Origin of the sequence: Phenylobacterium sp. (genome assembly GCF_035276905.1) — a bacterium.
GTDB lineage: Bacteria > Pseudomonadota > Alphaproteobacteria > Caulobacterales > Caulobacteraceae > Phenylobacterium.
Window position 1 is genome coordinate 1 of the sequence record NZ_DATELG010000269.1, and the last position, 5671, is coordinate 5671.

Consider the following 5671-nt stretch of genomic DNA (forward strand, 5'->3'; position numbering starts at 1 on the left):
GGACATGCGCCGCGACCTCGCCTACCTGCGGGTCTTCGCCATCAACATCAAGGTCACCGCCGCCGGCGTGCCGGGCGCCGGCGACGACTTCGCCGTGTTCGCCCAGGAGATCTCCGACCGGATCGAGTCCGGCCGTCTGGAGGTCGAGCGCTTCGCCGCCGACGTGGCCGCGCTGAGCCACCAGCTCTCGGCCGCGCTCTCCCAGGAACAGACCCTGGCGGCCGACTGCGAACGGCTGATCCCGGCGGTCCCGGAGGCCCTCGCAGCTTCCGCGGCCGACATCGCCGGCCATCACGAGAAGGTCGCCCGCGTCGCCGCCGAGGTGCGCGAGCTCGCCCAGGACATCCAGCGCAAGGTCAGCGCGGCGCTCGCCGCCCTGCAGGTGGGCGACAGCACCCGCCAGCGGATCGAGCACGTCCAGCTCGGCCTGGCCAGACTGCCCGTCACCTGCCCCGATCCGCAAATCCGCGCCCCGGTCGCCGCGGCGGTGACGCCGCTGTTCGCCGCCCTGCTGGGCTCGGCGGCCGCGGACTTCCACCGCGACGCCGCCCAGATCCACCAGAGCATGGCCGGCATCGCGACCAGCGCCTCGGAGCTGCTGCGGTTGCGTGACCTGGCCTTCGGCGCAGCCGACGGCGAAGGCTTCCTCGACCGGATGACCCTCCACCTCGGCCAGGCGTTAAGCCTCGTGGGCCGCACCGAGGCCGCCGAGACCGACGCCCTGACGACCGGCCGCGCCGCCGTCGCCGCCGTGGCCGACCTGACCCGCCGCATCGCCGAGCTGCAGGCGATCAAGACCGACGTCCAGCAGATGGCGCTGAACACCACGCTGAAGTGCGCCCGCATCGGCGACGCGGGCAAGCCGCTGTCGGTGATCGCGATCGAGATGCGGTCCCACGCGGGCCTGCTCGAGACGTCCGCCCAGCGCGCCCTGGCCACCCTGGAGAGGCTGGCGGCCGACGCCGGCCGGATGGCCGACGACCACGGCGAGGGCGGCGCGGCCGGGGCGGCGCTCACCGCGGCCACCGAACGCCTGCGCAAGGCCAACGCCGCCGTCGAAGCCGACCTCGCCCAGGTCGCCCAGCAGGGCGAGACCGTGGTCCGCGCGCTCGGCGAGGCCGCCGGGCGGCTCGACTTCCACGGCGAGATCGGCAAGGCGCTGGACGCGGCCGCAGACCTGCTCGACCGCGGCCGGCTGGGCGCCGATCCCGCCCAGGCCGATCCCGCCCTGCTGGCCGACATTCTGCAGGCCCTCGCCAAGGCCTACACCATGGCCCAGGAGCGCGAGATCCACGCCGCGCTGACGGCGGGCCTCGCCGGCGAGGCGCCCCACGCCGCGGCTGAGAAGGCCAAAGCCGAGGACGAGTTGGACGCCGTCCTCTTCTAGCGCGAGCTCGCAGGCCCTCGCCGTCAGAACGTCAGCAGGCGGTCGAAGAACATGCGGTAGCGCTGGAGCGCCAGCCGCAGGTCTTCCGTCGAGACCTTGTCGCCGCGGTCCCACTGGGCCTCCAGCCGCGAGCGCTCCTCGGCGAACATCTCGGCCAGCCGCTTCATGGTCTGGGCGACCAGGTTGTCGGCCCCCTCCACCGCCCTGCGCGGCTCGTCGACGAAGCCGGCCTGGATCTCGGTCCAGCGCTCGCGCATCTGCGTGATCTCGCCCTCGGCGAGCAGCGGCGCCTCATGACGCTCCGCCTGGTCGGGGGCGAAGGAGCGCGGCTCGCCGGCCGCGCGGGGTTGCAGATCCGGCTGGCCTGCGCCGGCGAGCTCGGCCGTCGAGAGCTTGTCCTTGGGCGCGGGCGTGTTCTGTTCGTGCATGGGATCAATGTCGGACATGACTGGACTCCGGATGCGAGCCCGCATCGGCTCGGTAGAGGGCGGGGCCTTCGACGAGCTCTTCGAACAGCTCGCGGAAGTGAACCATCGCCTGGCGCAGGTCCTCGGTGTCGGCCTCGCCGCGCTCGTGGGCGAGCGCGATGTCGTGGCCCAGCCGGTAGTGCTCGACCACCTCGGGATGGTCCACGGACAGGTCCTGCGAACGCTGGGCGAAGTCGGAGACCGGATAGCCGCGGGTCGCCATGACGTCGCCCAGCAGGCGGTCGGCGTTGACGATCGCGCGTTTCGGGTCGTCGACGAACTCCGCCTGCACGCGCCGCCAGTCGTCGACGAAGCGGGCGCGGTCGACGTTGCTCAGCGGGCGGATCTCCATGGCCCGGACGCGCTTCTCGCGCGCCGCGAGCTCGGCCTCCGCTCGACGCCGGCTGCCGGCGTCGCCGACGGTCCGGTCGTACTCGGCGCCGAACTGCTGCTTCAGCCGGCGCGACTTTTGGGCCTGCCAGACCGCGACGGCGGCGATCGCGACGACCACGATCACCCCGAGCACGATCAGCATCGTTGTGTTGTCCATGCGTCTCCTCCTGGGGGTTTCGGCCCCGGCCCGCGCCGTCTTCGGGCGGCGAAGGCGTGCACCCGAACGAGCAAATGCAAGGGCGGTTCCGGCAAGCCGGAACAAGAGCGATGGTGCGGGAAGAAGCCTTGGCGGCCCGGTCAGCGCGCCGCGGCGCGCAGCAACTCCTGGGCGATCTGCGACAGCGGGACGATGCGGTCGACGCAATTGCGGGCGATCGCTTCCTTGGGCATGCCGAAGACGACGGAAGAGGCCTCGTCCTGGGCGATGGTCAGGGCGCCCGCCTTCTTCATCTCCTCCATGCCGCGCGCGCCGTCGTCGCCCATGCCGGTCATGATCACGCCGACGGCGTTGGAGCCGGCCGCGCGGGCCGCCGAGCGGAACAGCACGTCGACCGAGGGCCGATGGCGCGAGACCAGGGGGCCGGTCTTCACCGAGACATAGTAGTTGGCGCCGCTGCGCTCGAGCATGGTGTGGAGGTTGCCGGGCGCGATCAGCACGCGGCCGCGCAGCACCGCATCGCCGTCCTCGGCCTCCTTCACGTCCACCTCGCAAAGATCGTTCAGCCGCTTGGCGAAGGAGGCGGTGAAGCGCTCTGGCATGTGCTGGACGATGACGATGCCGGGCGAGTTGGCCGGCAGGGCGGTCAAGACCTCGCGCAGGGATTCGGTGCCGCCGGTGGAGGCGCCGATGCAGACGATGCTCTCGGTGGTGCGCGCCATCGCCTTGCCGGTGGGCGGCGGCAGCATGGCGTCGGCGGTGAGCTTCTTCTGCGGCTCGCCGGCCGCGGCCTGGTGGAACTCCGGCGGCGCCCCGTGGCGGCCGCGGACGCGCGCGCGGGCGGCGGCCTTCACCGCGTCGCAGATGCGGATGCGGCTTTCCGCCAGGTGCTCGGCCACGCCCAGCTTGGGCTTCAGGATGATGTCGACCGCGCCGGCGGACAGCGCCTGCAGCAGGGTCTCCGAGCCTGCCTCGGTCAGGGACGAGCACATGACCACCGGGATCGGATGCTGCGCCATCAGCTTGCGCAGGAAGGTGATGCCATCCATCCGCGGCATCTCGACGTCGAGGGTGATGACGTCGGGAACCTCGTCGCGGATCCGGCGCGCGGCGACGTAGGGATCGGAGGCGACGCCCAGGACCTCGATCTCGGGATCGGACTCCAGCACCGCCGTCAGCGTCTGGCGCACGGTCGCGGAGTCGTCGACGATCAGCACACGGATCTTGCGCGCGGCCGTCACGGCTTCAGACCCGCTGGAAGATCGTGCTGGCGACCTGGCGCACCGGCAGATCGATGCCGACCACCGACTCCGAATGGCCGAGGAACAGCATGCCGCCCGGCCGCAGATGCGAGCAGAGCCGGCGCAGCACCTTCGACTGGGTCGGCTTGTCGAAATAGATCAAGATGTTGCGGCAGAAGATCATGTCCATCTCGTCGTCCACCGGATAGGTCTCGTCCATCAGATTGAGACGTGAGAACAGCAGTCGCGAGCGCAGGGCGGGCGCGATGCGCACGACGTTGCGCTGCGGATCGCGGGCGCGCATCAGGTAGCGGCGGCGCAGCTCCATCGGCACCGGCTCGACCATCGCCGCCGGATAGATGCCGGCCACCGCCTCCTCCAACACCTCGGTGCAAAGGTCGGTGCAGAGGATCGAATAGCCGCCGCGCGCGCGGGTCTCGCGCAGGTGGTCCTCGATGACCATGGCCAGCGTATAGGGCTCGGCGCCGATCGAGCAGGCCGCGCTCCAGGCCTTCAGCGTGCGCCGTTGCGGCGTCATCAGCATCGAAAGCCCGCGGTCGCGCAGGAAGTCGAAGTGGGTGGGCTCGCGGAAGAATTCGGTCTTGTTGGTGGTGACCGCGTCGATCAGGTCGACCAGCTCGGCGGCCAGGCCGTCCTCTTCGAACAGCGCGCGGCAGTAGTCGGCGAGGCTGGCCGCGCCGGTGGCGCGCACCCGGCGGCGCAGGCGGCCCTCCAGCATGGTGCGCTTGCCGGGCGGCATCTTGATGCCGCTGTAGCCTTGGATCAGCTGGGCGAGGCGGCGGAAGTCCTTGTCGCTGAGCCCGTCGGTCGCGGGCGCTGGCGGGGCGCGGAGCGCTTCGGCGGCGAGCCCCATCAGGCGGCCTGGACCTGCGGCAGCATGGCGACGTCCTCGCTGGTCAACAGGCGGACCAGGTCGAACAGGACGACGAAGGCGCCCTCGCGGCGGACGACTCCGCGGATGTACTCGTTGCGCCACGGCACGCCGATCTCGGGCGCCGGCTCGATCTCCTCAGAACCGTAGGCGGCGACCTCGATGACGCGGTCGGCCGCGAGCCCCACCGAAAGCGACCCGCCTGGGAGCGGAATGTCGACCACCAGGATCCGCGTCGAGGGCGTGGGCGACAGCGGCGTCATCCCGAGCTTGCGGCGCAGGTCCAGCGTGGGCGTTCCCCGGCCCCGAACGTCGGTCAGGCCCAGCAGGTAGGCCGGGCCCTCGGGAATGGCGAACGGCCGCGCCCAGTCGAGGATCTCGCGGACGTAGTCGACCGGGACGGCGAAGACCTCCTCGCCCAGGCCGAGGGTCACGAACTGCGCAGGCGTGGTCATCAGGCGTATTCCCGGAATTGGGCGTCGTCGTCGTCGGGCCCGCCCTGGGCGAGATCCAGGGCGAAGCCCCGGGCCCGCGCCTGCTGAGCCGCCACGGGGCTGGCGCCCCCCTTGCGCGCCGCCGACTTCGTCGGCGCGGTCCTCGCGGCGGGCTCGGGGCGCGTGATGCGCCGGGCCGGCTGGCCGCTGGCGTTGGTGCGGAAGAAGGCGACCGAGGCTTGCAGCTCCTCGGCCTGGGCGGCGAGCTCCTCCGACGTCGCCGACATCTCTTCCGAGGCGCTGGCGTTCTGCTGGGTGACCTTGTCGAGCTGCTGGATGGCCTCGTTGATCTGCGAGGCGCCGATGTCCTGCTCGCGGCAAGCGGCGCTGATCTCGCTGACCAGCTCGGCGGTCTTGCGGATGTTCGGCACCAGCTCGGCGAGCATCTCCCCGGCCGACTGGGCGGCCTTGACGGTCTCCGACGACACCGCGCCGATCTCGGCGGCAGCGCTCTGGCTGCGCTCGGCGAGCTTGCGCACCTCCGAGGCCACCACCGCAAAGCCTTTGCCGTGCTCGCCGGCGCGGGCGGCCTCGACCGCGGCGTTCAGCGCCAGAAGATCGGTCTGGCGGGCGATTTCCTGCACGATGCCGATTTTGTCGGCGATGGTCTGCATCGCCGCCACGGCACGGCGAACGGCCT

7 protein-coding genes are annotated in these 5671 nt (G+C 71.6%); 1 reads left to right on the forward strand and 6 read right to left on the reverse strand.

All coding sequences use genetic code 11. From position 1 onward, the window contains the following. On the forward strand, window positions 1-1387 hold a 1387-nt coding region (locus tag VJS38_RS12570; protein ID WP_324088489.1), incomplete at its 5' end, for a hypothetical protein. 23 nt (window positions 1388-1410) lie between these two features. Here the strand turns inward: VJS38_RS12570 and VJS38_RS12575 are convergent. The 6 genes from VJS38_RS12575 to VJS38_RS12600 form a co-directional block, all read right to left on the reverse strand. Then, entirely contained in the window at window positions 1411-1833 is a 423-nt protein-coding gene (locus VJS38_RS12575; RefSeq protein ID WP_324088490.1) for a hypothetical protein, read from the reverse strand. Further along, a complete protein-coding gene (locus VJS38_RS12580; protein WP_324088491.1) occupies window positions 1820-2404 on the reverse strand; it encodes a hypothetical protein in 585 nt (194 codons plus the stop codon). The genes VJS38_RS12575 and VJS38_RS12580 overlap by 14 nt, the downstream gene beginning before the upstream one ends. Window positions 2405-2544: 140 nt before the next feature. Beyond that, on the reverse strand, window positions 2545-3645 hold the full coding sequence (locus VJS38_RS12585; RefSeq protein WP_324088492.1) for a chemotaxis response regulator protein-glutamate methylesterase: 1101 nt from the start codon (window positions 3643-3645) through the stop codon (window positions 2545-2547). Window positions 3646-3649: 4 nt separating this feature from the next. Beyond that, complete coding sequence (locus VJS38_RS12590) at window positions 3650-4519, reverse strand: CheR family methyltransferase (RefSeq protein ID WP_324088493.1); 870 nt, start codon at window positions 4517-4519, stop codon at window positions 3650-3652. Then, the gene (locus VJS38_RS12595; RefSeq protein WP_324088494.1) at window positions 4519-4992 is read right to left on the reverse strand and encodes a chemotaxis protein CheW; all 474 of its coding nucleotides are present in this window, start codon (window positions 4990-4992) and stop codon (window positions 4519-4521) included. Before VJS38_RS12595 ends, VJS38_RS12590 begins: the two co-directional genes overlap by 1 nt. Continuing rightward, window positions 4992-5671, reverse strand: a 680-nt coding sequence (locus VJS38_RS12600) for a methyl-accepting chemotaxis protein (RefSeq protein WP_324088495.1), incomplete at its 5' end; no start/stop codon positions are given. The genes VJS38_RS12595 and VJS38_RS12600, both read right to left, overlap by 1 nt.

Bases quoted from the DNA above. Each gene is read 5' to 3' on its own strand.
- VJS38_RS12575 (WP_324088490.1), bottom strand. From the start codon at position 1,833: ATGTCCGACATTGATCCCATGCACGAACAGAACACGCCCGCGCCCAAG.
- VJS38_RS12580 (WP_324088491.1), bottom strand. From the start codon at position 2,404: ATGGACAACACAACGATGCTGATCGTGCTCGGGGTGATCGTGGTCGTC.
- VJS38_RS12590 (WP_324088493.1), bottom strand. From the start codon at position 4,519: ATGGGGCTCGCCGCCGAAGCGCTCCGCGCCCCGCCAGCGCCCGCGACC.
- VJS38_RS12595 (WP_324088494.1), bottom strand. From the start codon at position 4,992: ATGACCACGCCTGCGCAGTTCGTGACCCTCGGCCTGGGCGAGGAGGTC.